This window comes from Acinetobacter variabilis (genome assembly GCF_000369625.1).
GTDB classification, from domain to species: domain Bacteria; phylum Pseudomonadota; class Gammaproteobacteria; order Pseudomonadales; family Moraxellaceae; genus Acinetobacter; species Acinetobacter variabilis.
This window is the reverse complement of record NZ_KB850113.1, coordinates 416,436-442,227: the sequence shown is the minus strand read 5'-3', so window position 1 is coordinate 442,227 and position 25,792 is coordinate 416,436. Positions and strand designations below refer to the sequence as shown.

At 42.5% G+C, this 25,792-nt stretch carries 18 protein-coding genes, 6 tRNA genes and 2 pseudogenes; 17 read left to right on the top strand and 9 right to left on the bottom strand.

Going from position 1 to position 25,792, the window contains the following annotated elements; all coding sequences use genetic code 11:
• Nucleotides 1-104 precede the first annotated feature (104 nt).
• A complete protein-coding gene (locus F897_RS07745) occupies nucleotides 105-2,591 on the bottom strand; it encodes a TonB-dependent receptor (RefSeq protein ID WP_005234812.1) in 2,487 nt (828 codons plus the stop codon).
• A gap of 325 nt (nucleotides 2,592-2,916) precedes the next feature.
• On the opposite strand from F897_RS07745, the gene F897_RS07740 reads away from it, so the two are divergent.
• Together F897_RS07740 and F897_RS07735 are read left to right on the top strand one after the other, a co-directional pair.
• A complete protein-coding gene (locus F897_RS07740) occupies nucleotides 2,917-3,843 on the top strand; it encodes a diguanylate cyclase domain-containing protein (protein WP_005234810.1) in 927 nt (308 codons plus the stop codon).
• Complete coding sequence (locus F897_RS07735; RefSeq protein ID WP_005234808.1) at nucleotides 3,840-4,841, top strand: helix-turn-helix transcriptional regulator; 1,002 nt, start codon at nucleotides 3,840-3,842, stop codon at nucleotides 4,839-4,841. Before F897_RS07740 ends, F897_RS07735 begins: the two co-directional genes overlap by 4 nt.
• 72 nt (nucleotides 4,842-4,913) lie before the next feature.
• On the opposite strand, the gene F897_RS07730 is transcribed toward F897_RS07735, so the two are convergent.
• The 4 genes and pseudogenes from F897_RS07730 to F897_RS17470 form a co-directional block, all read right to left on the bottom strand.
• Nucleotides 4,914-5,603 (bottom strand): hypothetical protein, encoded by a 690-nt coding sequence (locus F897_RS07730; RefSeq protein WP_224213987.1) that lies wholly within the window; start codon nucleotides 5,601-5,603, stop codon nucleotides 4,914-4,916.
• Nucleotides 5,604-5,638: 35 nt separating this feature from the next.
• Entirely contained in the window at nucleotides 5,639-7,150 is a 1,512-nt protein-coding gene (locus F897_RS07725) for an alkaline phosphatase (RefSeq protein ID WP_005234805.1), read from the bottom strand.
• 14 nt (nucleotides 7,151-7,164) lie between these two features.
• Entirely contained in the window at nucleotides 7,165-8,781 is a 1,617-nt protein-coding gene (locus F897_RS07720; RefSeq protein WP_034580891.1) for an alkaline phosphatase, read from the bottom strand.
• Between the two features lie 137 nt (nucleotides 8,782-8,918).
• A pseudogene (locus F897_RS17470) lies at nucleotides 8,919-9,029 on the bottom strand (IS5/IS1182 family transposase); the annotation flags it as partial.
• A gap of 119 nt (nucleotides 9,030-9,148) precedes the next feature.
• On the opposite strand from F897_RS17470, the pseudogene F897_RS07715 reads away from it, so the two are divergent.
• Nucleotides 9,149-10,083 (top strand): annotated as a pseudogene (locus F897_RS07715) (IS5 family transposase).
• A gap of 118 nt (nucleotides 10,084-10,201) precedes the next feature.
• Here the strand turns inward: F897_RS07715 and F897_RS07710 are convergent.
• From F897_RS07710 to F897_RS07700, 3 genes are all read right to left on the bottom strand, one after another.
• Nucleotides 10,202-10,292: transfer RNA gene (locus F897_RS07710), tRNA-Ser, on the bottom strand.
• Nucleotides 10,293-10,379: 87 nt separating this feature from the next.
• Entirely contained in the window at nucleotides 10,380-12,416 is a 2,037-nt protein-coding gene (locus tag F897_RS07705; protein ID WP_005234798.1) for an NADPH-dependent 2,4-dienoyl-CoA reductase, read from the bottom strand.
• 147 nt (nucleotides 12,417-12,563) lie between these two features.
• On the bottom strand, nucleotides 12,564-12,917 hold the full coding sequence (locus tag F897_RS07700; protein WP_005234796.1) for a hypothetical protein: 354 nt from the start codon (nucleotides 12,915-12,917) through the stop codon (nucleotides 12,564-12,566).
• Between the two features lie 243 nt (nucleotides 12,918-13,160).
• On the opposite strand from F897_RS07700, the gene argG reads away from it, so the two are divergent.
• Entirely contained in the window at nucleotides 13,161-14,504 is a 1,344-nt protein-coding gene (argG, locus tag F897_RS07695; protein ID WP_005234795.1) for an argininosuccinate synthase, read from the top strand.
• 54 nt (nucleotides 14,505-14,558) lie between these two features.
• Here argG and F897_RS07690 read toward each other — a convergent pair whose 3' ends face one another.
• Nucleotides 14,559-15,830: a GGDEF domain-containing protein gene (locus F897_RS07690; RefSeq protein WP_005234793.1), complete on the bottom strand. Its 1,272-nt coding sequence runs from the start codon at nucleotides 15,828-15,830 to the stop codon at nucleotides 14,559-14,561.
• A 152-nt stretch (nucleotides 15,831-15,982) separates the two neighbouring features.
• Between F897_RS07690 and pyrC the strand changes: the two genes are divergently transcribed.
• The 13 genes from pyrC (at nucleotide 15,983) to F897_RS07630 (ending at nucleotide 25,740) form a co-directional block, all read left to right on the top strand.
• Nucleotides 15,983-17,017 carry a dihydroorotase gene (gene pyrC / locus F897_RS07685; protein ID WP_005234791.1) on the top strand — a complete coding sequence of 345 codons (1,035 nt, stop codon included), beginning with the start codon at nucleotides 15,983-15,985 and terminating at the stop codon, nucleotides 17,015-17,017.
• Nucleotides 17,002-17,661, top strand: a complete 660-nt coding sequence (gene rnt, locus F897_RS07680; protein ID WP_005234788.1) for a ribonuclease T — start codon at nucleotides 17,002-17,004, stop codon at nucleotides 17,659-17,661. The genes pyrC and rnt overlap by 16 nt, the downstream gene beginning before the upstream one ends.
• Nucleotides 17,662-17,681: 20 nt before the next feature.
• Nucleotides 17,682-17,757 (top strand) — tRNA-Glu (locus tag F897_RS07675).
• Nucleotides 17,758-17,919: 162 nt separating this feature from the next.
• Complete coding sequence (locus F897_RS17690; RefSeq protein WP_005234786.1) at nucleotides 17,920-18,075, top strand: hypothetical protein; 156 nt, start codon at nucleotides 17,920-17,922, stop codon at nucleotides 18,073-18,075.
• 132 nt (nucleotides 18,076-18,207) lie between these two features.
• Nucleotides 18,208-19,638 carry an amino acid permease gene (locus tag F897_RS07670; RefSeq protein WP_005234784.1) on the top strand — a complete coding sequence of 477 codons (1,431 nt, stop codon included), beginning with the start codon at nucleotides 18,208-18,210 and terminating at the stop codon, nucleotides 19,636-19,638.
• Nucleotides 19,639-19,851: 213 nt separating this feature from the next.
• A tRNA-Glu gene (locus tag F897_RS07665) sits at nucleotides 19,852-19,927 on the top strand.
• 109 nt (nucleotides 19,928-20,036) lie between these two features.
• Complete coding sequence (locus F897_RS07660; protein WP_005234782.1) at nucleotides 20,037-21,449, top strand: amino acid permease; 1,413 nt, start codon at nucleotides 20,037-20,039, stop codon at nucleotides 21,447-21,449.
• Nucleotides 21,450-21,533: 84 nt separating this feature from the next.
• On the top strand, nucleotides 21,534-22,427 hold the full coding sequence (locus F897_RS07655; protein WP_005234780.1) for an alpha/beta fold hydrolase: 894 nt from the start codon (nucleotides 21,534-21,536) through the stop codon (nucleotides 22,425-22,427).
• Between the two features lie 248 nt (nucleotides 22,428-22,675).
• Nucleotides 22,676-23,587, top strand: coding sequence for an alpha/beta fold hydrolase domain-containing protein (locus F897_RS07650; protein ID WP_005234779.1), 912 nt, complete (start codon nucleotides 22,676-22,678; stop codon nucleotides 23,585-23,587).
• A 131-nt stretch (nucleotides 23,588-23,718) separates the two neighbouring features.
• Nucleotides 23,719-23,794, top strand: a tRNA-Glu gene (locus F897_RS07645).
• A 24-nt stretch (nucleotides 23,795-23,818) separates the two neighbouring features.
• A tRNA-Glu gene (locus F897_RS07640) sits at nucleotides 23,819-23,894 on the top strand.
• Between the two features lie 45 nt (nucleotides 23,895-23,939).
• Nucleotides 23,940-24,015: transfer RNA gene (locus F897_RS07635), tRNA-Glu, on the top strand.
• A 303-nt stretch (nucleotides 24,016-24,318) separates the two neighbouring features.
• Entirely contained in the window at nucleotides 24,319-25,740 is a 1,422-nt protein-coding gene (locus tag F897_RS07630; RefSeq protein ID WP_005234776.1) for an iron-containing redox enzyme family protein, read from the top strand.
• The last annotated feature ends 52 nt before the right edge of the window (nucleotides 25,741-25,792 follow it).

The window sequence follows — 25,792 nt, the reverse complement described above, 5'->3', positions numbered from 1 at the left end:
CAGACCATTTAAAAGATGAAAATTTCATAGAGATACTCAAAATTGGGCAAGGAACCTCAGGTCTGCTTCTGTTGAGCAAACCTGAGTACTAAATTTAATTCGACTTAAAAATGGGTATAGGTCAGTGCCAGTTTGTAAGCTGGGCCATACTCTTCATATTGCGCGTTATAAGCCTTAGAACCTGCATAGTTGTAATAATGCTCATCGGTGATGTTTTGTACATCAAACTTGAGCTGTAAGTTTTTAGATAAGTTCACATGACTACTAAAATCAAGGAAGATTTGGTCATCGGTATAAATATCTTTTTCAGGCGTATCAATGTCACCAAGTTCATACAGATAACTCGATTTATAATTTGCTGAAAGTCGTACACCAAAACGTTCATTTTCCCAGCCAAGCATCGCATTCGCCACCACATCCGACTGATTTGGCAAATGAATACGACGACTCAGAAGTTCACCATCTTTCATCGAATCAATATCCGCCTCTGACTTACTAAAGGTGGTATTTAAACCCAACAAGAACCCGTTCCATGGTGCTCCTAAGTGGTCAAATTTTTGTGAATAGGCAAACTCCATTCCATAGAGTTTGGCACTTTGACCATTTTTATAAGTCACAGCTTCATCAAAGTCAGCCCACTGACCTGTCCCTGCAATATTGGTGTTATAGATAAAATTGTCGATATCTTTATAAAAACTATAAAAACTCACCATACTGGCTTTGCCAAAATACTTTTCTACACCCAAATCAAAGTTAGAAGACTCTAAAGGCTTTAACATTGGGTTACCAAACTCAGCTTCATCACCATCTATGTAAACACCTGGCGCACTTTGCGCAAAGTTCGGACGCACGACACTATTGGTCCATGCCGCACGCAGGTAGGTATTGTCCGCCAATTGATAACGCAAATGTAAGCTTGGCAACCAATGATCATAGTCATTTTCATATTTGGTCGCAGTGATCACATCATCATTAAACTCAAAACCACGTGCTTCAAATTTGGTATTTTCATAACGCAAGCCAGCAATCACACGCAATTGATCCAAATCAATCGTATTCATGACATAAGCCGCTTGTATGTCTTCATTTGACTTAAAGTCATTAATGATGGAGCCATCCGCAACCACATAGTCAGCAGCATTTAGCCCATTTATTTTGTCCTGAATGGCATTTTCATTGATGCTTGGACCAAACTGTCCCAGTTCATAGTGACTGTTTGAATTGAAATCTGAACTTGACGTGCTGAGGTCTTTATATTTCCATTCATCGGTATTATTGGTTTTCTCACGTTGACTGATTTTGCCCCCGAACTTCAATGCAGCAGGATAATTTCCCAACATATAGTCTTTTAAAAAGTCTAATTTACCGTTGTATTCTTTATCGGTGGTTTTAGACTTTTCCCACGACACCGAATCTAGCTCATAGTTGGCAGCATCATAAAAATCTTGATCTGCTGTTACAACTGGCTTTTGGGTACTGCTAAAGCCAACATTGCTAAACTCAGCTTTATATTTCGCCCCTGAAATACCGCCTGGGTTTTCCTCCGATGCTTCGCTATAACCGAGTTGGCCCTCAACAGTCCACGTGCCGAAACCTTGCTTGCCCCCTAAAACAAAGGACTGAATTTCTTGCGTTTCAACACGACTTTTTAATGAGCGAGTGACTTCGGCATCTCCACTTTGCCCTGCAAGTTGTGGATCGGCAAATTCAACTGAAACTTCTTGACGCGATTCGGTATCTTTAAATCGGCTATATAACGTTCTTAAATAGTATTCGCCTGTGTCATTGGGGCGGTAATCAAAATTTAACCCTGCACCAATGCGCTCACGCTCGATGTCATATTGGCGCATTGCGGTTTCTTCAAGTGCATCGCCATCCCAAGCCCCACCCGTTTCAACATTGTCCGAGCCAAATTTTCGGTTTTGATAACTCAGTGCCAGCGCTACCCCAAGGTTGTCTTGCCCCTCACCAACACTGAAACGGTTACTGATGGCACCCGATGCTTTAGGGCTATATTTTTCCCGTTTTTCATCATAACCACCTTCAACCGTTCCCGTATAAAACAAACCGTCATGGTCAAAGGCTGATAAACTTTCGACTTGCACCGTACCGCCTAATGAGTTGGCATCCATATCTGGTGTCAGCGTTTTCACCACAGCCAAAGACTGCACCAGCTCTGATGGTAAGACATCCAATGCCACGCCACGGCGATCGCTTTCAGGCGCGGGAACCAAAGTACCATTGATGGTCACTGCATTTAAGTCAGCACCTAAACCACGAACTGAAACAAAACGTCCTTCGCCTTGGTCACGCTCTGTAGATACACCCGGTATCCGTTGCAACGCTTCTGCGGCATTATCATCGGGTAATTGTCCGATGCCATCGGCATGTACCACACTGCTGATTTGGTCGGCACGTTTTTGTTCTTTGAGTGCTTTATCCATACTTGCAGCTTGACCAATGACCTGTACATATTCCACCGTGTTATCTTCGGCATGTAGATGCGTCATGCTCAGCATTGATAGGACCAGTGTACTGAGCTGAAAACCCGCACGCTTATGTTTCATGAAACGGCTCTGATTATTTTGCATTATGTTCTTCCCCTCAAGCCAAAGTGGCATGGTTTGAACGCACAATAGAAATTGAATGTGAACATGATGTGACAGTGCCTTTTACGATCTGCCCTTTTTATTTGTTTTTTGGTCATTTTCAGCAAAAAGTGAGCTAATTTGATCTGTATAGAGAAAATTCTGAGCATACAGAATGATGCATATTCACTACAAAGATAGGGTTTTTCAGCATTTTTATTCTCAAAAATCAAAAATACACTGATCTATTTTGACTCTAGCCTTTGCCATCAAACTTTCATCTAAATCTGTTTAGCTTGGGCGAAAATAAATCATTTCAAAAAATGCTATGCCTAAATACCTTGCTTACTACCGCTGGCCTTTGTTATGTGTAGCGACTGCCTGTAGCTTATCTCTCTGGTTATTTATCTTACTTGGGCAGAGCAAGTCGTTTGCTGAATGGAACTGGGTCGATATTTTAGGTGAAGGGGGAGCAACTGTTTTTATTGCTATTTGGATTTTCTTTATTATTAAAAGCCGTCCTTTGGGCCGTGTAACCAACTATATGTTTTATGGACTATGTTTTATTTTTTTCCATATGTGGATGGACAGCTTAGATGAGTTTATTCGCCTGCCTAAAGAAATCATGTGGGATGCATGGCTTGAGTCCATTCCTTTTCCAATTGGACTGTGCCTATTTACCATCGGGATTTATTTTTGGCATCAAGAAGAACTGGCGATTTCTAAACACATGCAAAAACGAGAACGTATTTATCGGGATCACCGTTTATTCGATGCACTCACCCCTTTAGCCGATGCTCATTACTTTAAAACACAGCTCAAAGCTGCAATTGAGCAAAACTTGCATGAACCCAGCGACATGTCCGTCATACTGCTAGATATGCATAATTTTAATCAGATTAATCAAACATATGGCTTTGATGAAGGCACATCTATTTTACAGCATGTTTCACAATTGATTAGCTTAAACTTACGACCACAAGACCTGCTCTGCCGCTTCGCAGGAGATCGTTTTATTATGTTGTTACCAGAGACGAAGCTACAACAGGCTGAAAAAATGGCAGCTCAACTTGAGCGCATGCTTATGGTCAGTGCTTATTATCAACGTGATCTGTCCGCACACATTCCTTTAAAAGCACTCACGACCTGCTGTTCAGTCGGGCAATACCAAACTGCTCAGCAACTTTTGAGTGCATTAAATCAGCAATTGCTCCAAGTGAAGCAATACTACTCACCAAAGCGAGTCGCGGTATGAGCTTTGAATGCGACTACAGTTACATTCCTGCGCATCATCAATTATCTATTTTAATTGATTTAGCAGTCAGCCATGAGGTCGAACATCACGTCCTACTTAGTGGTAGCGGTATTTTCTTGGAAGATATCTTTTCAGGGCAAAAGCTGATTAGCCAGCAACAGTTACAACAGGTTTTAACAAATGCTGAGCAGTGTTTTCGCAATCAGGACATCAGTTTTTTATTCGGTCAACGCAGCCTAACCACCCCCTTTAATGACGCCATTAAATCCATGCTGTATGCATCAACCTTCGATGAGGCGCTTAGCCGTTATTTAACATTTTCCGCATCTGTTTCACCGTGGTTATGCCCTCGACTCATGTATAGTCAAAGCCATATTCATATTTATTGGTTAGATGAAAACAAGCTTGAAAATCGTTTTTTAATCGAAAGCGCAATGAGTGCAATACAAGCATTTAGCCGTCAACTGTATCAAACCAAGTTAGCTTGGAAATTCGAATTTAATTTTTCTGAACCGGATTATATTGAACAATATTGGACGCATTTAGGCAGTGCTTTAGAGTTTAATCGCCCGATCAACATGATGAGCCTGCCTCGTGACTTGGTCCATGAAAAACTTCCCAATGCCTCTTCGACCTTAGCTGCAATCAGTTATCAACATGCGCTGAAAGAAATGACAGCTCAAAATATTCAACAGAGTTTTTTGCTCAGTTTGCATCAATACTTCATGCAAAATATTCAAAATAATATTCAACTTGAACAAACTGCTGATTATTTTCAAATGAGTTCTGCCACCTTAAAACGTAAACTGAAAAAGCATCAGACCCATTTTCAGGCGCAACTCGATCAAAGCCGTTTGCATACCGCCATCATTTTATATCGTGTGCATGGTTTTAAAACTGAACAGATTTCTCAGTATTTACAAATTAATGATGCCACTAATTTTCGACGTGCATTTAAACGTTGGAGTGGTTTAACAGTACAAGCGGCACAGTCCTAACCACCTATTTTCCCCAAAAAATCACGGATATTCCTGTTGTAACGCCGAAATTAAAAGCAAAAAACTCATCAGCTAATCACTAAAGTCCGCATAGTCACGTTCGCTGTATTTTTCTGTTTGCGTCCAAGGTGTAGCAACATGTTGGCCAATTTTGCGTACGGTAAAGGTTTTGGCATAGCCTGAGGTCGGTTTGAGCAATTCATATTTTTGAACCAGTTGATCCTGTTCACTCCATATAATATTCAAGGTTTGCCCAGCACTGCGTATTTGATAATGCGCTAACTTCGGATCACGTTGAATCAATTGTGCTCGCTTTAAAATGTCAGGATGAATCAAAGTGTATTCACAGCGCCAACAGTTTTTCATCCCTAGCATTTCTTGATCGACATCCTGCAATTGCACCCGCATTTTTTCATCTGGCAAAATATAAAAACGCTGAAACGGACTTTCTACGTTTGCTTGTCCGACTACATCTTTGCGCTGCATCCACTGAATTGCACTGTCAAAACTCTCATGCTCATGGGTGTCTGTTTTGGCAGACACATGAGCATTGCTATGTGTCTGGGCTTCGTCAGCATGCGTTTGAGTGTTTAAACGTTCAATCCAGATATTTTGCGCATCTCGAATCATTTTCTCACTGTATTTTTGAATGGTCGTGACCCCATTGGCATCCAACCGTTCAATCTGATAATCAATACGATATTCATCGGCCGACCATACCCATGGACTGAGCAAACTGAAAGACAATGCTAAGAACTTCATTTTGAATTTGAACGGCCGTATTAATCTTGTATCCATTAAAATCCAAATGCCTTTTTCAATTGCTCAAATACCCATGTATTTTCTTGTGTGCCTTTGAAAAGATTTGAATTCTTTCCTTCAGCAAACAGCATCACATCTCCGCCGCCATGTGTTTCGCTTTTCGCCAGTTGTACCCCGACTTCTTGTTTATAGTCGTCGGCAAAGGCTTGCTCGTTGCTAATACTGTCACGAATATCTAAACGCTTGCCCGTACCATTTCCAAAAACGAGCGTCGTTCCTGTTGCCCCATTTACATCGCGGTATGGATTATGTACTTGGCCATCAGCCAGCACTTTGCTGTAAGCATTTTGCTCTTTTGCAATATTATAGTCATAGCTCAGCCCCAAAATACCTGGATTAGTCTCCGTCGTTTGACCCGTTCGTGCGGCATAACCATTAAAGGTCATCACATGGTCATGGTCTGCCGTCACTACAACCAAGGTATTGCTCAAGTCCACTTTATCCAGTGCAGTTTGAATTGCATCATTAAATGCCTTGGTTTCCTGCAATGCCCGTTTGGCATTATTGGCATGTAGTGCATGGTCAATACGCCCACCCTCAACCATCAAGAAATAGCCTTGTCCATGACTCTGTGCTTGCAGTGCATCAATCGCTTTACTGGTCATCACCGCCAGACTCGGTTCAGTCTTTATATTCTTCTTGAGTCGATCCAAATCAAAATTTAAATGCGACTGTGTGGAGAATACGCCGAAAATTTTCTGAGTATTGACCGTCTGTGCCAAATCACTTTGGCTTAAAACGGTTTGATAACCCTGCTGTTTAAACTCTGCCAATAAATCACGGCCATCCAAGCGCCCTTTGGGGTTAGAGACTGCATCATAAGGCGTCCAGTGATTTAAGCCACCTCCCATAAGGACATTAATGCCATCCAATAAGTTTGGATTATAAGCTTTACCTTTTGGAACAGCTTGAAGCGCAATATCGTATTGTGCATCACGATGACAAATATGTGCATAGGTTGCCGCAGGTGTGGCATGGGTGAGTTCAGTCGTCGTCACTACGCCAACCGCTTTTCCCTGCTTTTTTGCCAGTTCTAAAATACTTAACGCAGGCATACCTGCGACCACACTACTGCCCTGTTCTGGACAACGGTTAATGGCTTTCGCTAAGCTTTTGCCATTCGACAATTTTCCATCTTCAGGTTCGACCGCAACCGTTCCTGTTGTCATGGCAATCACTTCATTTTTATTTTTCTGCCCAGTCATATAGGCGCCCATAGAGGGAGCGCTATCTGTGGTTTGACCATCCTCAGAATAGGTTTTAATCCGTGCTGCGTGCTTCATGCTGTCCATGGCCAGTTTGCCATTTTCCCCCACAGCATAAATACGACTTGCCGTCACTGTGGTTGGTCCCATGCCATCGCCTAAAAAGAATATAACGCTTTTCGTCGGTGTAACTGTGGTGTCAGCAGCATACAAAGCACTTGAAGAAATCGACGCTGTAAGCAGAAGCATCATGTATGGGATGCTTTTAAAAGTATGTTTCATGTGATATCCCTCTGCTATAAGCCTATGATCTTACGAATGAGGTGATTGACCTCAATATTTTCAAGGCTACCTGAGAACTGATCGGCTCCCTGACCAATTGCACCTAAAAACACATCTGCACCGCCATGTGTTTCTTTATCTTTATAGCCCGTTTGAATCACAGCTTCTTGTTGGAAATCATCCGCAGCAGTGCCCGTACACCAACCCGTTTCAGCCAAAGGATAGGTGAAACTATATTTTTCACCTTGCGGTGCCTTTGGCCCTTGTACAGGATGACAGACATCAGTGTCTTTTAAGTTCAGTACCAAGTCATCCATACGGTTTTGAGTGGGACGTTTTTTGCCCGTACCAAAACCGATAATCGGATAAGGTTGACCATGAATATCTTGAGCAAAGCCCGCTTGGTCATAATTTTTTACCAATCCAAGCACGCTGGTTTCCTTACCTTCGACGTATTTTCCTGTGCGCTTGGCATAACCATTTAAAACCAAGGTGTGATCATGGTCGGCTGTGATTACAATCAGTGTATTTTTAAGTTCAGGATCACTTCGTTTAAGCTTTTGAATGGTTGCTTCTAAAGCATCATTTAAGGCAATCGTGTCTTGTAATGCGCGCTTGGCATTGGTGTCATGCAGCGCATGATCTATACGCCCGCCCTCCACCATCAGGAAAAAACCTTTTTTATTTTGCGTCAGGATGTCTAAAGCAGACAGCGTCATTTGCTTGAGACTCGGCTCTGCCAAGTTTTTCTTGGTGCGATCCAAGTCGTAATTTAAATGGCTGTGATTAAATAAACCCAATAATTTTTCATTTTTCTCCAGTCGCACCTGGGAGAGTTGGTTTTTATCAAAAACCACCCTGTAGCCTGCCTTTTGCATCTCGGTAATTAGATTGCGCCCATCAGTACGTTCTCCACCTGCATCTTTAGGCAAAAATTGACGCTTACCTCCACCTAAAACCACATCGACCCCATCTTTAAGTTTGAGGTTATAGCGTTGATAATCATCGCCTTTTGAACTCGGGACCAACTGTGATGCAATGTCATTTTCAGCATCACGGTGGCATATATGCGCATAAGTCGATGCAGGCGTGGCATGCGTGATCCGCGTCGTGGTCACAACCCCTGTCCCCCAACCCTTTGCTTTGGCTAATTCGAGTAAAGTCTGTGTGTTTTGCTTATTTTGGTTTTGTGGGTTAGTCGCGCATTGGTTATTCCCTACTGAGTCAGGTTCAACTGCAATTGTCCCTGTCTGCATCGAGATCACCTCGTTTTTCATCTTCACACCAGTCATATATGCGCCCATCGAAGGTGCGCTGTCAGTGACTTGTGCATCCTCAGAAAAGGTACGAACAAAGGCCGACTCAGGCAGCCGATCAATCGCCAACTGACCATCTTCACCAACAGCATAAATACGTGAAGCGGTAAGCGTGGTAATGCCCATACCATCACCCAAGAAAAAGACCACACGTTTCGGTTGTTGGACTTTTTCTTGTTGGAGCTGTTGTGCTGTATTGGCCTGTTGATTTCGCGTTATCGTCGTACTTTGACAAGCAGTAAGCAATATAGCGCTGAAACTTATACATGCCACGCTGATTGTTTTTAATTGGAATTTTTCAAGAGAACAGATCATGGCATCAACCCATCTTAATATAGCTGGACCATACACAGCGGATATTTCAGTAAGATGACACATAAATATTAATACGATTTATTAAAAGCTTTATTGCAAATAAGATACCAATAGTGGATCACTTTCATAAGTGATTTTTAACTCAATCCCATATTGTAAATTCCAGTGATTAAAATAAATCTCAGACCAAGTCTTTTGCATCTATTTCGATAATGGTCAGCCAGAATTTCAAAGGTCTTAAGGCGACCAAATACGTACTTAATCCCGATTCTTCTTGTATTAATCTCTCGATTGTACATTTTAAGTTTAGGATGGCTTTGTTACACAAACCTATCTTTAAAGGCTTATTCCACAATATAATTTTCAAATGAATAAGCTTACACCTAAAATTTATCGTACAACCAATTGGTCTTCATATAACCGAGCACTCATTAATCGTGGAAATATTGCCATTTGGTTTGATCCTGCTACGCAATGGTATGCTCCATCAAAAGGCAAACAAGGACGAAATCAAACTACTCCGACACAGCTATCCAATGTTGCCTAATGATTAAATTTCTCTTTCGATTGTCCTTACGTATGGTCACTGGCTTTGTTCAAAGTCTCATCCATCTTTGTGTGTTAAATTGGGTAGCGCCAGACTACACTACAATTTATAGACGACAACAGCGTATTGATATTACGATTAGCTATCAAAAAAGTAGTAATGGACTACATCTGCTTGTCGACTCTACTGGCTTAAAGTTTATAGGTGAAGGTGAATGGAAACGAAAGAAACATCAGCCTGAATATCGTCAACAATGGCGCAAACTTCATATTGGTATATATGCTGAAACACTTCAAATACGGGCAGTTCAGCTCACAACCACCAACAATGTGAGTGATTCACAGGTGCTTGGCCATTTACTTGCTCAGATTCCAGAAGATGAGAGAGTTGATTCCGTGTATACCGACGGAGCTTATGATACTAAACAGTGCCGACAGGTCATTGTGGATCGGCAAGCACAAGCAGTGATTCCACTAAGAAAAAATGCGAAGCCATCGAAAGATAAAAAGATGGGCTCGCTAGAACGCAATGAATTGCTTCGAATAGTTAAGCGTTTAGGAAGAACTATTTGGAAGAAATGGTCAGGCTATCATCGGCGAAGGTTGGTTGAAACCAAGATGCATTGCATCAAATTGTTGGGGGATAAACTCAGTGGGAGAAATTTTCAAAGCCAAGTCAATGAGATTCATGCACGTGTGGCAGTATTAAATAAATTTACGGAGTTAGGCAGACCACATACCCGAGTTGTCACTTAAATTTGAGTAGATATGAGAAATCTTTACTTTTAATTCTTTGTGCAACAAAGCCGATAAAAAATAAGCCAAAGCCGATAAAAAATAAGCCCTTGTAAAAACAAGGGCTTATTAAGATATTTGGCGGAAGCGGTGAGATTCGAACTCACGGAGGGGTATAAGCCCTCGTCGGTTTTCAAGACCGGTGCATTAAACCGCTCTGCCACGCTTCCATGTGCGCAATAATACGGAGCTTTTAGGCGACTGACAAGTGAAAATTACAGTGAATCTCATCAACTGCATATAGTTTCATCAAATCCTTACAATTTTGCTGCCAATTCTGCCCCTTCACGAATTGCACGCTTGGCATCCAGCTCAGCAGCCAGCTTTGCTCCACCAATAATATGGTAATTCGCTAAAGTCTTTTGACCCTCTGAAGGCATGACATCTTTGACTGACTCCTGACCAGCACAAACGACGACCGTATCTACACGCAGCAACTGATCATGCCCATCCACTTCAATCCACAAACCTTCATCCGTGATCGATTTATAGTGCACGCCGCGTAACATGCGCACGCCATGTTTTTTTAGTTGGGCACGATGAACCCAACCTGTGGTTTTACCCAAACCTGCTCCTAAAGCAGTAGTTTTACGCTGTAATAAATAAATTTCCCGGACTGGTGGCTCGAGTTCTGCTGGCTGCAGTCCGCCTTCACTTACATAATTAGCATGCAGATCTACACCCCACTCCCGTTTCCATTCATCTACAGGTTGTGGTTGCGGCTGATGCGGGGGCTTTAATAAAAATTCTGATACATCAAAACCGATTCCACCGGCACCAATGACCGCGACACGATCTCCTACTGGTGCACCGCGCAATACTTCAGCATAAGACAGAACTTGAGGTGCATCACTACCGGCAATTTTCAATTCACGCGGAACAACGCCCGTAGCAACAATGACTTCATCAAAACCTTCGCGTTCCAATTGCTCCCGATTCACTCGAGTATTTAAACGGACATCTACCCCAGTTTTTTCCAGTTGTACTTTAAAATAGCGAATGGTTTCATGGAATTCTTCTTTGCCTGGAATCACTTTGGCCAGATTAAATTGCCCACCCACTTCACTAGTAGCTTCAAACAAAGTCACATCATGACCGCGGCTGGCAGCGACTGTGGCTGCGGATAAACCTGCCACACCACCACCCACCACGGCAATCCCTTTAGGCTTTTTGGTTTTGACATAAACCAGTTCGGTTTCATAACCAGCACGTGGATTCACTAAACAGGTAGCGCGTTTATTTTTAAATGTATGATCCAGACAGGCCTGATTACAGGCGATACAGGTATTAATTTCATCAACACGATTGGTTGCTGTCTTATTCACCCAGAATGCATCTGCCAATAGTGGGCGTGCCATTTGCACCATATCTGCCTGACCCGATGCCAAAATCGCTTCAGCAGTTTCTGGCATATTAATCCGGTTCGATGCAATGACTGGAACAGTAACATGCTTTTTGACTTCTGCGGTGTAATCTACGAATGCAGCACGAGGAACTGAAGTGACAATCGTCGGAATACGTGCTTCATGCCAGCCAATACCGGTATTCAGCAAAGTTATTCCAGCCTTCTCTAGTGCTTTAGCCACTGTAATCACTTCCTGCATAGTATTGCCATCATGCACCAGATCTAGCAAGGACAAGCGGAAACAGATAATAAATTTTTCACCAATTTCAGCACGGATTGCTTTAACAATCTCCACCGCAAAACGCATGCGGTTTTCAATTTCTCCACCCCAGCGATCAGTACGCTGATTGACGTGACGGCTTAAAAACTGGTTAATCAAATACCCTTCAGATCCCATGATTTCCACGCCGTCATAGCCCGCTTTTTTAGCCAGTTTTGCAGTTTTAACATAGTCCTGAACCGTATCCAGAATCTGGTTTTCAGACATCTGACGTGGTTTAAAAGGTGAAATTGGCGATTTGATCGGGCTCGCAGATACTACAAAAGGCTGATAGCCATAACGTCCGGCATGCAAAATTTGCAACAGAATCTTGGCCCCATGCTTATGCACGGCATGCGTAACCAGTCGGTGCGGTGCAACATCACCCAAGGTATTCATCGTTCCACCAGCAGGCAATAACCAGCCCTGACGGTTAGGTGAAATCCCGCCAGTAATCAGGAGACCCACACCACCTTTGGCACGTTCACCAAAATAAGCTGCCAGTTTAGGATAATTATAAAACCGATCTTCCAAGCCCGTATGCATTGATCCCATCACCACACGGTTTTTAATCGTGGTGAAACCCAGATGTAATGGTTTTAAAATATTTGCATAGCGCGTCGTTGTCATAAAATATCCCTGATTCTTATTTGGCTAAAAGCTTAAATCTTATCCATGTACTTTAACTGATTTTTAGAGGCTTTTTATGACTATCAGGTCCGCTTTCTCAGGCACAAATACCAATTGTGATATTTATGCCGTACCTTAATGGTGAATTTATTGCTGCCATTGATTTTTGCTCGATTTCCATAAGGCAATTACACCGAGTACTGTACCAATGGGAAAACTGAGCAGCATCAGGATCGCCATAATTCTGGACAAGGTGTGTCCTGAACCATTGCCCTGTTTTACCTTGAGACAGGCCTGAATATTCAAAACAATCAGCACAGCCAAAAGTAGCAACACAATAACCAGACTCAACATGGAAATCGTCGACTGCTGATATTCCAGATATAAAAATGCAACCGTACTAAAAACCAGCAAACCGGCATAGATTCCATGCACAATCGACAGGGTTTCATTTTTGGCAGCCGGTTGCAGATTAGGTAAAGGAGGAATATTTGGGCTCATGAGGGCTATCCTGAAGATGTTTTTTTAATGATGTTATTGAATCTTCCCAGATTTTCCTATTTTTTAAGCATTTGTCAAAAATACGGTAATTTTATGATTATCTAAGCCTATTGAATCAAGATTTTGAAACGAGTTTTTCTTTTCTAAAGCAAACCTAAATAAAATAATGATACAATTGACGCAATATGTGTTTTTTCAGGCCACCACTTCTGGCGTGCCTATTTCATATCATTAGGATGAACAATGTCTGATAATGCAACTATCTTGCAGAATGTCCCAGTAGGCAAAAAAGTTGGTATTGCCTTTTCTGGCGGTCTAGATACTTCTGCAGCTCTTTTGTGGATGAAACAAAAAGGCGCTGAACCTTATGCTTACACAGCAAACCTGGGTCAGCCAGACGAAGACGATTACGATGCGATTCCAAAAAAAGCTGAAGCTTATGGCGCAGTAAAAGCACGTTTGATCGACTGCCGTTTACAGCTTGCATTAGAGGGTATTGCTGCAATTCAATGTGGCGCGTTCCACATTTCTACAGGTGGCGTTCCATACTTCAACACGACTCCTCTTGGCCGTGCAGTAACAGGTACCATGCTGGTAACTGCAATGAAAGAAGATGACGTGAACATCTGGGGTGACGGTTCTACTTATAAAGGTAACGACATCGAGCGTTTCTACCGCTACGGTCTGTTGACTAACCCTAACCTGAAAATCTACAAACCTTGGTTAGACCAGACCTTCATTGACGAGCTAGGTGGCCGTGCAGAAATGTCACAGTTCCTGATCGACAATGGCTTTGACTACAAAATGTCAAAAGAGAAAGCTTACTCAACTGACTCAAACATGTTGGGTGCGACTCACGAAGCCAAAGATCTTGAATACCTGAATGCCGGTATCAAAATCGTTGACCCAATCATGGGCGTTGCATTCTGGAAAGAAGAAGTTGAAATCAAACCTGAAGAAGTATCGATTACTTTTGAAGAAGGTTTCCCTGTTGCAATCAATGGTCAACGTATCGAAGATCCAGTTGAGTTCATTCTTGAAGCGAACCGTATTGGTGGCCGTCATGGTCTAGGTATGTCGGATCAGATCGAAAACCGTATCATCGAAGCGAAATCTCGTGGTATCTACGAAGCTCCGGGTATGGCCCTTCTTCACATCGCTTATGAACGTCTGGTCACTGGTATTCATAACGAAGATACGATCGAACAATACCGTATCAACGGTCTTCGTTTGGGTCGTCTTCTGTACCAAGGTCGCTGGTTCGATTCTCAAGCATTGATGCTTCGTGAAACTGCACAGCGTTGGGTAGCTAAAGCTATCACTGGTACTGTGACTTTAGAACTGCGTCGTGGTAATGACTACACCATCATGAACACTGAATCTCCTAACCTCACTTATGAAGCTGAGCGTTTAACTATGGAGAAAGGTGATTCTATGTTCTCTCCAGCGGATCGTATCGGTCAGTTGACTATGCGTAACCTGGATATCACAGATACACGTGCGAAACTAGGTATCTATACAGATTCTGGCTTACTTGCAGTAGGTACAGGTTCTGCAGTACCTCAATTAAAAGACAAAAACAAATAAGTTTGTTAAGGTCAAAAAAACCGCTCATCTGAGCGGTTTTTTTATAGATTCGATTTAGGTATTCACACTGTTTGGATTTGCAGTGCGGATCGACTGATAATAAATCTGATTCCGTCCTAGCTGTTTGGCTCGATACAACGCCTGATCGGCAATTCCCAACAAAGCATCCTTATCAATGAAGTATTCACCACGATAAACGGTAATGCCCAAACTGATGGTGATATGGTTAGCTACACCAGATTTCTCATGCGGAATTTCCAGACGCTCAATTGCATTAAAGATATTGGAAGCCACTGCATAGGCGCCATGCGCATCAGTTTCTGGAAGCAGTACCACAAACTCTTCACCACCATAACGGGCCACAAAGTCCATATGCCGGATCGCATTTTTAATGGTAAAGGCAATACTGGAAATGACATCGTCCCCTTTTTGATGTCCATAAAAATCGTTATAGTTTTTAAAGTGATCGACATCGATAAACAAAATCGCCAAAGCATGCTGATTACGACGGGAACGTTCAAAAAAGATATCCAGTGTTTCATCGAAAGTTCGTCGATTAGAGATTTTGGTCAGTTCATCATGCTGGCTTAAATGCAGTAATTCTGTGGTATGAATCCGCTGAATTTTCTCACTGATTCTGGCCCGCATAGTATAGAGAAAAATCATTCGCTCACGGGCAAAAAGCATATAACTAATCACACATCCCAATAGGCTACTGCCGATCAGAATCCGTCCCAAGACCAGCGCATTAAAGTCGATCGATAATATGGATAACAGCCAGACTGTACAAAGTGCAGCAAATAACCCCGTGATTAACATCTGTAAAGGTTTTACTCCGGTCAGAATATAACCCAGAATGTAGATAATGGTGATGATCGCCATCGACTGATGTTGCAAGCTTACTGTTTGAATGGACATGGTCAGATAGGAGGTCGAGACTATCATCCAGAACATCAGCAGCATGGAAGCTTGCGGAAAAAAGCGTTTGATTTTAGGTAGACAGGAGAAGAAATAAAAAGCAAGTAAAGCTAGACTACCATTGATCAGCCCCAGCATACAGCGCACAAAATCTTGTACGAAATATTGTGAATCGATAATCCAGTAGTCCGTTGGAACCATAACGAGCAGAAAAATAAAATAGGTCAGTACACCTGCCCAAACATATTTTTCGACATGTTTACGTGCCCGCTCCAGGTTTTTGCTCCAGAACTCCTGTTCCAGATTCTGAGGGAAAATCGAACCTACACGCTGACTTTGCCGTGTGATTAATTCTTCTATTTTTTCTTTTTCATCTTGCAATTTTGCTAGATTGTACTTGTATTCCATTGCCAAGTAATTATGTAATTTTTTTATTAATTTTAAAATATCATACTTTTATAAATTAATTTATAGATATCCCTTATTTTGTATATATTTCTCGTTACCATTTTGGGCATAGATGCATTATCATTTGTTTTATTTCTCCGATTGAATTCGCCTTGAATACGATTACCCTTCTCCAGCCAGACGACTGGCATGCCCACTTGCGTGATGGTCTCGCTCTGCAACGCACCGTTCCTGATCTAGCCAAACAGTTTTCCCGCGCAATCTGTATGCCGAATCTTGTTCCCCCAGTTAAAACTGTGGAAGAAGCATTAAGCTACCGTGAACGTATTATGGCGCATGTTCCTGAAGGTAGCGATTTTGATCCACGCATGGTGCTGTATTTCACAGATAATACCTCTCCAAGTGAAGTCCAAAAGATTAAAGATTCTGAGCATGTCAATGCCATTAAACTTTACCCTGCTGGCGCAACCACCAACTCGGATAGCGGTGTAAGCGACATTCGTAAAGTATATTCAGTCATTGAACAACTCGAAGAGCATCAGGTGCCTTTATTGCTGCATGGTGAAGTGACGCATAATCATGTCGATATTTTTGACCGTGAAAAACGCTTCCTAGATGAAGTATTAGCACCGTTACTGAAACAGTTCCCGAAATTGAAACTGGTTCTAGAACACATTACTACCAGCGAAGCAGCTAATTTCGTGCTGGAACAGGATCGTAATGTGGCTGCGACCATTACTCCACAGCATTTACTGTTTAACCGTAATGATATGCTGGTTGGTGGGATCAAGCCGCACTTTTATTGCCTGCCAATTTTAAAACGTCAGACGCATCAGCAAACGTTGCTTGAAGTAGCAACGAGCGGTAATCCTAAATTTTTCTTAGGCACTGACAGTGCGCCGCACTCAAAAAATGCCAAAGAAAATGCGTGTGGCTGCGCAGGATGCTATAGTGCACCGACTGCAATTGAGTTATATGCTCAGGCCTTTGATCAAGTAGGTAAAATCGACCGTCTAGAAGGTTTTGCCAGCCACTTTGGTGCAGATTTCTACGGCCTCCCACGTAATACCAAAACCATTACGCTGGTCAAAGAAGATCAAATTATTCCTGAAAGTCTAGACTACTTGGATGGTGAACAAATCGTTCCGCTATATGCAGGAAAAACCATTCAATGGAGAAAAATGTGACAAATGAAACTCTTCCAGTCATTGGTCAGCGTTTCCGTGGATTTTTGCCTGTTGTTGTCGATGTTGAAACAGCAGGCTTTAATGCACAGACTGATGCCTTGTTAGAAATTGCGGCCATTCCAATTGTTTATAATGAAGATGGTCAGTTTGTGCCTGGTGAAGCTTACCATGCACATATCAATCCTTTCGAAGGTGCCAACCTGGATCGCCGCTCTTTGGAATTTATCGGGATTGACCCGTCAAATCCGATGCGGATCGCGATGGCTGAAGATGAAAAAACCGCGTTAAAACGTATTTTTAAATCAGTCAATGAAGTGCGTCGTCAGCAAGATTGTACGCATGCCGTTTTGGTCGGTCATAATGCGCATTTTGATTTGGGCTTTGTACAGGCCGCAATTGCCCGTACCGGAACCAAAAACCAGAACCCGTTCCACAGTTTTTCTGTGTTTGATACCGTGACTTTAAGTGCGGTGATGTTCGGTCAAACGGTTCTGGCTAAATCTTGTATTCAAGCCGGGATTGAGTTTGATGGCAAAGAAGCACACTCTGCGTTATACGATACGCAAAAGACTGCGGAACTGTTTTGCTATATTTTAAACAAACTCGCACCTCACCTGCTTGACACTTTGGTGGCGGATCAATAAGATACCGCCATCTTCTAAACGTCCCTATCGTCTAGAGGCCTAGGACATCGCCCTTTCACGGCGGTAACCGGGGTTCGAATCCCCGTAGGGACGCCATCTTATTTACCCCCACTCTTCTTTCATTTTTTCCAAGAAAACTCTTTTTCTTATTATTGCTTTCAATCCTATTGTTATAAATTCCGCATGACTGAGTTTGGTGCACTTTCTCGTTTGCTTAGGCTATAATCAAGTTGATGTTAGGTTTTGATCAATTTTCCCATGCTAAAGAAAATCTTGCTTGTTTTACTCATTCTGGCACCTTCAGCGCTTTATATTTATGTGATTAGTCGCGATGATAAAACTGCTGAGAATCAAGCAGAAACTACGCCTGCTGAAAAAACACCGACTGAGCAATACCAGACTCCAGATCACTAGTTTTTAAGAGGCTTTGCAAATATTTATTTTTCAAATTAAAAAAATAACTTTATGAGGAAATTCCAATTTATGTGATATTTCACATAATTAAAACTAAAATACTTTCTTTACATCTCTCCTTTTAATTGAGCTATGCAATCTCCCTCTCCACCTTCAGAGCATTCGTCTGTTGAGGGTCAAACTCCGTCATTAAAACGTGCCATGGGCACACGTCATCTGATCATGCTCTCCCTTGGTGGCGCAATTGGTACCGGCCTGTTTATGGGTTCTGGTGAAGTCATTTCTCAAGCTGGTCCTCTTGGTGCAGTCCTTGCCTATATTATTGGCGGCTTGATTGCCTATATGGTGATGCTCTGCCTCGGTGAACTGGCCGTACATTTACCTGTGTCTGGTTCTTTTGGTGCCTTTGCAACCCATTATATTGGCCCGGGTACAGGCTATATGGTGTCCTGGATGTACTGGCTGGGCTGGTCAGCCACCTTGGGTACCGAATTTACTGCCGCTGCGATTCTGATGCAGGAATGGTTTCCGCAAACTTCGATCTGGTTATGGACATTGATCTTTGCTGCAGGTGTTCTGCTCTCCAATCTAAGCTCAACCCGTACCTTTGCCGAATCAGAATTCTGGCTATCGCTGGTGAAAGTCGCGACTGTACTGATTTTTATTATTCTGGGCTTTGGTTGTATATTTGGCTTCATTCCATTTCAAGGTTATGAATCCGCACCGCTGTTCGATAATTTGACTGAACATGGCTGGCTGCCAAACGGTTTAATTCCGTTATTCACCACATTACTAATCGTGAACTTTGCCTTCAATGGTACCGAGATGATCGGGATCGCTGCCGGTGAAACCGAAAATCCTGAGAAAAATGTACCGAAAGCGATTCATGCTGCGGTATGGCGTCTGATGATTTTCTTTGTCGGGACCATTATCGTGATTAGCTCGCTGCTGACTTATACCGATGCGGGTTTACAGGTCGGTGGTCATGGGGGCTTAAGCAGCAGTCCGTTTGTATCCGTGTTTACCCAAATGGGTATTCCATATGCGGAAGACTTTATCCGTTTCGTAATTATCACTGCACTGCTGTCGACTGCAAACTCTGGCCTTTATGCAGCTTCACGTATGATGTGGGCATTGTCTTCACAAAACCAGTTACCGCGACTGTTTGCTAAAGTCAGTAAATCCGGCGTGCCTTATGTAGCAGTCTGGGTCACCATGATTGGCGGTTTGCCTGGTCTGCTCTCTGAGCAGTTTGGTGCAGATGTCATCTTTAAAAACCTAATGGGCGTGGCCGCTTTTACCATGGTGATTGTCTGGATGAGTATCTGCTGGAGCCAGTTTAATTTCCGTCGCCAATGGCTGAAGTCTGGTCATAGTGTCTCTGAACTAAAATTCCGTACACCTTGGTTCCCTTTAGTTCCCATTCTAGGTTTTGTAACTTGTACTGCAACCGGTCTGAGTATGGCAGCTGACCCTGAAATGCTCTCTGGTTTTATTGGCTGTTTATTGTTTATGGCAGCATGCTATGCAAGTTACTACTGGCTTTATCATAACAAAGCTTAATTTTTAGACTTCGGTATAGAGTTTTCTCTCTCTTTAATAAACCCAATTTCGATTGGGTTTATTTTTTCATATCAGGTAAATCCGTTCAGAAAATAACATATTAATAAAATAAAGTTTTTGTTTTGCCTAATGTTTAAACTGTTAAATACATTTTAGTAAAAACTCTTTTGACAAAGTCCGGCTTAGTCCTTAATATAGCCCTCACCTCGTAACGTCCCTATCGTCTAGAGGCCTAGGACATCGCCCTTTCACGGCGGTAACCGGGGTTCGAATCCCCGTAGGGACGCCATTATCTGATCGCACACGATCAAGTCTTATACATAATCCATATTAATACGTTGCAGATTTGTAGTTTTTCACTACAATAACCCGCTTCATTCTCTTATTTTTTGACTCCTATGCACTCATCTCCGAATGATGCTACGCATCAGGGCAATTCTGCGCCTTTAAAACGCGCTATGAGTACTCGACATCTGGTCATGATTTCGCTTGGCGGCGCAATCGGAACAGGCCTATTTTTAGGGTCGGGTGAAGTCATTGCACAAACGGGGCCTGTAGGTGCCATTCTTGCTTATCTCCTTGGCGGGATCATCGCTTACATGGTTATGCTATGTCTGGGTGAACTTGCCGTTCATATGCCCGAATCGGGCTCATTTGGCGCCTATGCCAAACGCTATATTGGACCAGGGACTGGCTACACCATTACCTGGCTATACTGGCTGACCTGGTCAGTGACCTTGGGAACTGAATTTACCGCTGCAGCTTTATTAATGCAGGAATGGTTCCCGGATAGCTCCATGTGGATGTGGACGTTGATTTTTGGTGCTTTCGTATTCGCACTGAATATGATTTCCACTCGCTGGTTTGCTGAATCTGAATTCTGGCTGGCACTGGTTAAAGTTGTTACTGTCGTGACCTTTATCCTGCTTGGCCTACTCGCTATTTTTGGTGTAGTAAGCTATCAAGGACAGGAAACTGCTCCGCTATTCAGTAACCTGACAGCTCAAGGCTGGTTCCCGGAAGGTCTGTTCCCAATCTTCACAACCATGCTGATTGTAAACTTTGCATTCTCTGGCACAGAACTGATTGGTGTGGCTGCGGGTGAAACCAAAGATCCTGCCAAAAATGTACCAAAAGCGATTAATACTGCAATTTTCCGCTTACTGATTTTCTTTGTAGGTACGATTATTGTGGTGACCTCCCTTCTTCCGCATCAGGAAGCAGGTCTGGCAGCTGAAGGTGTCAGTAGCAGTCCATTCGTGACAGTATTCCAGCATATCGGTATTCCTTATGCTGAAGATATTATCCGCTTTGTGATTATCACAGCATTGCTGTCTGCTGCTAACTCAGGTCTATTCGCTGCATCCCGTATGATGTGGTCATTGGCTTACAGCAAACAGTTACCAGCAGTATTTTCCCGCTTAAATGCGCGTGGTGTACCTTATATTGCAGTCATTGTCACCATGATTGGTGGTATGCCTGGTTTGCTGTCTGAACAGTTCGCACCGGAAACCATCTTCACTAACTTGCTAGGTATTGCAGCATTTACCATGGTAGTGGTCTGGATGAGCATCTGTCTCAGCATGTTCAACTTCCGCCGTGAATGGTACAAACAGGGTAAAACAGCGAAGGATCTTGATTTTGCTGCGCCATTGTTCCCGATCGTACCGATCCTGGGTTTTCTTTTCTGTCTGATTACCTGTATCAGTATGGTGTTTGATCCGAGCATGCGAATCAGTTTCTTTGGCTGTCTGCTGTTTATCGCGCTGTGCTATACCAGCTACTACAAGTTCTATCACAAAAATGCTTAAACATTAAAATGACTAAAAGAGCAGCTTCGGCTGCTCTTTTTTATTTATACTTAAAATGTTCTAGGCAGCCAGCGTGGTGTGTCGATGAAAATTATTTATATTCATGGCATGAACAAGCAGAAATTCAGCTCTGCTTCCCTGCGTCAACGCTGGCTCAGTCTGCTAAAACATGGTCTGGAACAGTCACATCAACAGGCACGTTTTGCTTATCTGAAACGACATGTTCGTATTCCTTTTTATGGTGACTTACTGTCCCGTCATCATTTACATAATGTGCTAAATGCCAGCACCTTGATGCCACAAGACTGGCCTCGCTTTCCCTTCCATCAGCCAGTTAAATCCCAGCCACCACCACCCCATCTCAATCAATATTCACCTGAAATTTGTGAAATTCCCGAGCTAAAGGTTGAGGATGCCATGACCTTTAACCAGAAGGTGAAGTTTATTAGTACTTTGAGCCGGAATACTCTATTACGGGATTTTGTGATCTTACTGAATCATTTCCCTCGCCTGCATGATACGCTGATCAAAAAATTTCTGATTGAAACCTATTCTTATCTGGCAAATTTCACATTCATGCAGCAGGTGCATCAGCGAATTGGCCAGCAACTGCATGGCGATAAACCCTGTATCCTGATAGCTCATTCCTTAGGAAGTGTGATTGCCTATCATTATCTGCTTCTGCATCCAGAACTGAATGTACAGCGTTTTATCAGTATGGGATCACCAATGGCTTTCCGGGTCATTCAGGAACATTTGCCACAGCCTGTTCACCGGCCAGAAGCTATTAAAGGTGACTGGATTAATTTTTATTGCAGTGATGACTTTTTAACTGCCTTTCCATTATCAGAACCGCCTTTTCAGTTTCAGCCTGCAATTATCAATCGGGAGATTCGTACTTCAATGTATCATCCGCATGATATTGATGGCTATGTCCAGCATCCGGAAGTCATCGAAGCCCTGCTGGAATTACTCTAAAAAGCATCTCAATTTACAGATTTAATTCTAATATTTTCTTTGTACTATTTTTCTGCTGAGTCAAATTCTTTATCCATACCTACTCATTTTCTGGTTTATTTATGACTTTTTTATAAATATACATATGTCTGTTAATTATTGTTTTATCAAAGATAATTTACACATTAACACCACAAAAAGCGCTGCTTTTGCTACGTTAATTTTTTCTATACTGTAAATATAATTCTATCGAACTCAGTGGGGTGTCGATGAAAGTTATTTTTATTCATGGAATGAATCAGCAACATCATAGCGCTGCCTCCATCCGCCAGCGCTGGCTCCATATACTTCAAAAAGGGATGCGCAAACACCAACAAGATGCCAGATTTAGCTATTTAAAACGTCACATTCGTATTCCATTTTATGGGGATCTGCTTTCACGTTATAACGTCCGCAATATTCTAGAAGCCGGCACCCTGATACCACAGGAATGGCCCAGCTTTCCTTTTCGCAAGCCAGCTCAACCTCAGCTTCCCGCCCCTGTTCCACGTCCTGGCTGGCGTAGGCCCACAATTACCGATTTTTCCCAACCCGGTTCAAGTGACACCATGGATTTCAGACAGAAATTCAATTATTTTACCGCTCTCGGCAGGAATGTGGCGCTTCGGGATTTTGCCTTATTACTCAATTATTTTCCCACTCTGCATCGCACTCTATTGCAGAGATTTCTGATTGAAACTTATCTTTATCTCGATAACCCTGATTTCATGAGAGAGGTACATGAACGGATTGCCCGACAACTGAGTGGTCGCAAACCCTGCATTGTCATTGCTCATTCTTTAGGAAGTGTGATTGCCTATAATCATCTCATCCAGCACCCTGAACTGAATGTACAGCGTTTTATTACTCTAGGTTCACCATTAGCCTTCCAAGTGATTCAATCCAGCCTGGCACAGCCAGTGGTACGACCTCAGGCAATTAAAGGCGACTGGATCAATTTCTATTCAACGGATGATTATCTTACTGCCATTCCGCTTACTCAACCGCCATTCAAGTTTGAACCTGAAATCATCAATCATGGCATTCGTACACATATTCACCGGCCACATGACATTACTGGCTATTTACTGCATCCGCAGGTCGTTGAAGCTATTCTGGAATTACTTAAAAATCCGGCTTAAATCCGGCATTTTTCAAGTATTCTACTAATATTGTTTTAAATTTATGCACTCAAAAGAAAAATTCCAAAAAACTCTGGAAAAGCGTTTGACACCCCCCTGTTTTCACCCTAATATACGCCCACCTCTGAAACGTCCCTATCGTCTAGAGGCCTAGGACATCGCCCTTTCACGGCGGTAACCGGGGTTCGAATCCCCGTAGGGACGCCAATTTCAGAAGTAATATTTTATTAAGTCCCTATCGTCTAGAGGCCTAGGACATCGCCCTTTCACGGCGGTAACCGGGGTTCGAATCCCCGTAGGGACGCCATTACTTCAAATCAAAAGTTCTGGTTTAAAATATCACTTCTATACTGTCCCTATCGTCTAGAGGCCTAGGACATCGCCCTTTCACGGCGGTAACCGGGGTTCGAATCCCCGTAGGGACGCCATATTCGAGATGGTTAATTTAATTAACTTCTCATAAAAAAGCCCAAGCATGATGACTTGGGCTTTTTTATTGCATGTTCCTTCATTCCTGTTTTTTAATGTTTGATCAAATTGTCTCGATTGCAATTTTATTTGTTTATAAATAATTCATTCAAAAATCTTATTCTTTTACATTTCTCTTCAACTCGTTATCCATTCATTCTCATTTACAGCAATCGCACTATAAATCCGAACAAAAAATCAACACCGGTGGTATAAGCATGCCATTAAGGTAGAAAGCATAATATATCTGCAAGGATCAGATTATGTTCGTCAGTACAAAGTTAAGTTCGCCTGAATCATCTATTAAAAATCATAATCATCAATTTAATAACTTTAAAGATTGGGTCAACTTCTTTCAAGATCAACAGATTTCGACGACAGTAAAGACCGAACAGGCCGAGAACTATTTAAGAGATTTAATCCATCAAGTTGATGTGGCTGGATTGGAATGGCTGGATCAACCCAGACATGTAGAGCAACATTTTCTGGAACAGCACCATCAAACCTGCGCAATTTTCCAGTCGTATGTAGAACGGCGTAAACAGCAGCAAGGACGTGAATACTTCCCGACTGTTTCACATGCATTTGAGTTCTTGGCCAAAGTCGCACCTGTAAAACTGGTAGACGGCTCATGGTTGTATTCAACTGTGCAAAACTGGAATCGTCCGGAAACCCAAGACCTGATTTATATCTATCTGGAAGAACTGGGCATGGGTCATACTCGTGCCAATCATGTCACCATGTATCAGGACTTGCTGAATCATTATGAGCTGAACAGTTATACTGAACAGCTGGATGCCAGTTACTATGAACAGGCGGCTGTCCAGTTGGCTCTGGCCTATGCGCCGCCAGAATATCTGCCGCTAGTGATTGGTTTCAATCTGGGTTATGAGCAACTGCCCTTACACTTGTTAATTACCAATTATGAGCTGTCTGAACTCGGTATTGATCCACATTATTTCAATGTACACATTACCATTGATAATGCTCACAACGGTCATGCACAAAAATCTCTGCAAGCGTATTTAGATCAGTATGCACTCGCTGAAGATCCTGCCCAGTATTTAGACCTGATTAAAAAAGGTTATGTGCTGAATGACATTGGCAAAAGTTCTGCCCAGATCATCAAGCAACTGGATACTGAAAAACTGGCTTTGAAAGTGTTCCAGAACAAAGCGCTGATTGGACAATATATCCATAACCAGAAATGCCAGTTTAGTGGCAAGACCATTAATGAATGGTTATCCGATCCGGCACAGATTGCGGATTTCCTGAAAGTCATGATTGAAAAAGGCTGGATTGTAAAAGATGCACCTGTAGAACAAAGCCGTTTCTGGAAAATGATTGATGATCCAGATGGCAAAATGTTTGGTGTATTTAATGCGACTGAAAAACAAATTATTAAAGACTGGATTCAAGGTGAGACTTTAGCTGCTCGTCTGTCATCACGTAGCAGATCTCAAGTACATAACCAGATGGAACCAGTGCTGAACCGTATTGACCAGCAACAGATCCATCAGCTGAAAAGTCGTCTGAATCGCTGTGCCGCTGCCGAACAAAAGATTGATTTATTGATTCCTTATGTAGCACCGCATATGCATCATCAGGAAGTAGGCTTGTGGGCAACACGTCAGCTTTCCCAGCTGCTCTTCCCTTTCCAGACCCAAGCCATGACTTATTCTTAGAAAGATCATTCATAAAAAACAGGGCATTGTATATGCCCTGTTTTTGCTTCAA

Coding starts and splice junctions, on each gene's coding strand:
- F897_RS07720 (WP_034580891.1), bottom strand. CDS start 8,781: ATGATCTGTTCTCTTGAAAAATTCCAATTAAAAACAATCAGCGTGGCA.
- argG (WP_005234795.1), top strand. CDS start 13,161: ATGTCTGATAATGCAACTATCTTGCAGAATGTCCCAGTAGGCAAAAAA.
- F897_RS07660 (WP_005234782.1), top strand. CDS start 20,037: ATGCACTCATCTCCGAATGATGCTACGCATCAGGGCAATTCTGCGCCT.
- F897_RS07700 (WP_005234796.1), bottom strand. CDS start 12,917: ATGAGCCCAAATATTCCTCCTTTACCTAATCTGCAACCGGCTGCCAAA.
- F897_RS07740 (WP_005234810.1), top strand. CDS start 2,917: ATGCCTAAATACCTTGCTTACTACCGCTGGCCTTTGTTATGTGTAGCG.
- F897_RS07745 (WP_005234812.1), bottom strand. CDS start 2,591: ATGCAAAATAATCAGAGCCGTTTCATGAAACATAAGCGTGCGGGTTTT.
- F897_RS07705 (WP_005234798.1), bottom strand. CDS start 12,416: ATGACAACGACGCGCTATGCAAATATTTTAAAACCATTACATCTGGGT.
- F897_RS07730 (WP_224213987.1), bottom strand. CDS start 5,603: ATGAAGTTCTTAGCATTGTCTTTCAGTTTGCTCAGTCCATGGGTATGG.
- F897_RS07735 (WP_005234808.1), top strand. CDS start 3,840: ATGAGCTTTGAATGCGACTACAGTTACATTCCTGCGCATCATCAATTA.
- F897_RS07670 (WP_005234784.1), top strand. CDS start 18,208: ATGCAATCTCCCTCTCCACCTTCAGAGCATTCGTCTGTTGAGGGTCAA.
- F897_RS07655 (WP_005234780.1), top strand. CDS start 21,534: ATGAAAATTATTTATATTCATGGCATGAACAAGCAGAAATTCAGCTCT.
- F897_RS07725 (WP_005234805.1), bottom strand. CDS start 7,150: ATGAAACATACTTTTAAAAGCATCCCATACATGATGCTTCTGCTTACA.
- rnt (WP_005234788.1), top strand. CDS start 17,002: ATGGAGAAAAATGTGACAAATGAAACTCTTCCAGTCATTGGTCAGCGT.
- F897_RS07690 (WP_005234793.1), bottom strand. CDS start 15,830: ATGGAATACAAGTACAATCTAGCAAAATTGCAAGATGAAAAAGAAAAA.
- F897_RS07630 (WP_005234776.1), top strand. CDS start 24,319: ATGTTCGTCAGTACAAAGTTAAGTTCGCCTGAATCATCTATTAAAAAT.
- F897_RS17690 (WP_005234786.1), top strand. CDS start 17,920: ATGCTAAAGAAAATCTTGCTTGTTTTACTCATTCTGGCACCTTCAGCG.
- F897_RS07650 (WP_005234779.1), top strand. CDS start 22,676: ATGAAAGTTATTTTTATTCATGGAATGAATCAGCAACATCATAGCGCT.